General features: G+C 65.1%; 1 protein-coding gene and 3 pseudogenes. 2 read left to right on the top strand and 2 right to left on the bottom strand.

Annotated features, from left to right (window positions below):
• A pseudogene (locus tag BM017_RS29040) lies at window positions 1-179 on the bottom strand (amino acid permease); the annotation flags it as partial.
• A gap of 291 nt (window positions 180-470) precedes the next feature.
• Here BM017_RS29040 and BM017_RS29795 point away from each other — a divergent pair.
• Both BM017_RS29795 and BM017_RS29800 read left to right on the top strand, forming a co-directional pair.
• Window positions 471-1,664: pseudogene (locus BM017_RS29795) on the top strand (HAMP domain-containing protein); the annotation flags it as partial.
• Window positions 1,665-1,982: 318 nt separating this feature from the next.
• Window positions 1,983-2,522: pseudogene (locus tag BM017_RS29800) on the top strand (methyl-accepting chemotaxis protein); the annotation flags it as partial.
• A 29-nt stretch (window positions 2,523-2,551) separates the two neighbouring features.
• On the opposite strand, the gene BM017_RS28670 reads toward BM017_RS29800, so the two are convergent.
• On the bottom strand, window positions 2,552-3,043 hold a 492-nt coding region (locus BM017_RS28670), incomplete at its 5' end, for an amino acid permease (RefSeq protein WP_139216897.1).

Here is a 3,043-nt window from a genome sequence, read left to right on the forward strand (position 1 = left end):
GCCAGGATCAGCAATGCCGGGGTACCGGCGCCGTTGCCAAGCATGATGCCAATCGGGAAGCCACCGGCGATCACGCTCAACGGGCTCGCCGCCGAGACCACAAAGAAAATGATGAAGCCCACGCCCAGGGCGCCACGCTTGAGCTCCGTGGAGCTGTTGACCGGGATAGATACACTCATTTTTTTGACCTTATTGTATGAGGCAGTCGCTGTTGGATTGGGCCCGATCAAACGGCATCGGTGCCCTCTGGCGTTGTTGTTTTGGTTGCACGCTGAATTTGATCCTATGCCCGCCCCTGAGCCGCTCGCTATCCCAAATCGGTAGCATCCGAAGCGCCGCCCCAAAACAGGTCAAGCCACCCACGGCGTGCCCACAGGGTTTGCCGATTCGGGATAGCCGCTTATCGCGTCCCGCCGCATGCTCGCGTCACCCCGCCCTTCTCCCGGATGCCTTGCGTAGGAACCTCAGCCATGCGTTCAATTCACCTCACCCTCCAATGGCGCATCACCCTGCTGAGCGGGCTGTGCCTGCTGGTGGTGGTCGGCGCGCTGATCGGTGCCGGCCTGTACCAGAATCAACAGAGCGCCGATCTGCTCAAGCAGCAGAGCAGTCACCTGCTCTGGCAAGCCGCCGAGGCGCGCCTGCAGGCCCAGGCCGTTGCCCATGGCCAACACGTGGAGCGCTTTTTCAATGACAGCGCCCTGGTAGGCGAAGGGTTCGCCGAGCAGGTCCTGCAACTGCGCGAGCAAACCCTCGAGGGCCGCCTCAGCGCCGCGCAATTGCGCGAAGCGCTGGTCAGCGTGACCCGCCAGGCCCTGCTCAAACAGCAGCACGTGCTCGGCCTGTACGTGGTGCTGCTGCCTGGCGCGCTGGCCGGCGCAGACGCCGAGTTTGTCGGGCAACGCGCCCTGGCCGGCAATGAAACCGGGCGCTTTGCGTTGTACTGGTCACAGAGCCTGCCGGGGCAGCTGGTGCAGAATGTGCTGACCGAAGAACAGATCACCGCCAACCATGCGCTCCCTGGCGCCGACCCGGACACCGATTGGTACCGCTGCCCCCAGACGCAACGGCGCACCTGCGTGGTGGAGCCCTACACCAGCCAAGTGGAAGGTCGCGATGTACTGATGAGCAGTATTTCCGTGCCGCTGATCGCCAACGGCCAGGTACTCGGCGTGGTCGGCATGGACGTCAGCCTCGACACCCTGCAAAAGCTCGCCGCCCAGTTGGGCCAGGATTTGTATTCGGGCGCCGGCGAAGTGAGCATCCTGTCGCCCGCCGGCCAGATCGCAGGACGCAGCGGCGCCGTCGCGGGGGACACTGTCGATATCCGCCAGCCCCTGCAGGTGGTGGACGGCAACCCCGGCTGGCACCTGCAAATCAAAGTGCCGCAAGCCCTGGTGCAGGCTCCCGCCCGGCAGATGCAAAGCGAGCTGGACAGCAAAAGCCGCGCCGCCAACGGTTTCAACCTTGGCCTGGGCCTGCTCGCCAGCGGCCTGGGTATGCTGCTGATCTGGGTGACCGCCTACGGCGTGACACGCCCACTGCTCAAGATGGTCGAATTGCTGGATGCCATCGTTGAAGGCGACGGCGACCTCACCCAACGCTTGCCCGCCGGGCGGCGCGACGAACTGGGCAGGCTGGCCGGTGGCTTCAACCGTTTCCTGGACACCTTGCAACCGATGATTCGCGCCATTCAAACCGCCGCCCGCGACACCCGGGACAGCGCCGACACCTCCTCGGGGGTTGCCCGCGACGTCAGCACCGGCATGCAACGCCAGTACCGCGAAGTGGAGCTGGCGGCCACCGCCCTGCATGAAATGAGCGCCAGTGCCCAGGAGGTGGCGCGCCACTCCCACAGCGCCGCCGATGCCGCCACCGCCGCCGAAAGCGCGAGCCGATCAGGCCAGGCGGTGTTCGCCACAGCCGAGCGCAGCATCGAGGCGCTCGATCAGCGCCTGGACGCCACGCTCCAGCAAGTCACCGCCCTCGCCGACAGCAGCCGCCAGATCGGCCAGGTGCTGGATGTCATCAGCAGCATTGCGCAGCAGACCAACCTGCTGGCGTTGAACGCCGCCATCGAGGCCGCCCGGGCCGGCGAGCAAGGGCGGGGTTTCGCGGTGGTGGCCGATGAGGTCAGGCACTTGGCGAGCAACACCCAGCGCTCGGTGGAACAGGTACGCACGGTGATCGAAACGCTGCAACAGCTGAGTGAGGACGTGGTGCACAGCACCCAACTGAGCCGTGATCAAGCCAGCGGCAGCGTGGTCCAGGTGCAACAGACCCGCGCCGCGCTGGCGGGTATTTCCCAGGCCGTGGATGTGATCGAACAGATGAACCAACAGATTGCCAGCGCGGCCCTGGAGCAAAGCACAGTGGTGGACGACATCAGCCACCGGGTCAGCGATATCCGGGGCATCAGCGAAACCCTCAGCCAGCGCATGCACGAGGCCGCGAAGGCCAGTGATGCACTGCGCGAAATGGCCAGTCACCAGCAGCAGCTGGTGGGCCATTTCCGGGTTTGACGGGGGAGGAGCCAGCTGCAGGGCACGCCTTAGAGCTTGTGGCTGCCCAACGCCCGGAAGCGTTCCGGCGACGCCTTGCGCAAGCGGGCCGCCAGGTACACACCGCCCAGCAGGGCCAGGGGAATGATTGCGCAGAGGCCATAGGACAGGAGCTGGCTGGCCCCGGTCAGCACATCGAAGTGCACCACCGCCAGCGCCAGCACTGCGAACAGGGCCAGGCAGGAGAAACCGGGGAAAATCCGTGCACGCCAGATCCCCACCTTGAGTTCGGGATGGCGCCGGAAGAACACCAACACCGCGACGGAAGTCAGCGCCATCAGCAAGATCACGCACAACGTGGCCAGGTTCGACAGCCAGGCGAACAATTGCAGGATCGGGTCGGCATCCATCGCAGCAAAAATCAGCACCACCACTGCGGAAATCAGACTCTGCAAGGCCGAGCCCATGTGCGGGCTCTGGTGTACGCGATGGGTGGTGCCCAGCAGGCTGTGCAGCAACCCATCGCGGCCAATCGCATAGAA

This window comes from Pseudomonas sp. NFPP04 (assembly GCF_900113815.1).
Lineage (GTDB): Bacteria > Pseudomonadota > Gammaproteobacteria > Pseudomonadales > Pseudomonadaceae > Aquipseudomonas > Aquipseudomonas extremorientalis.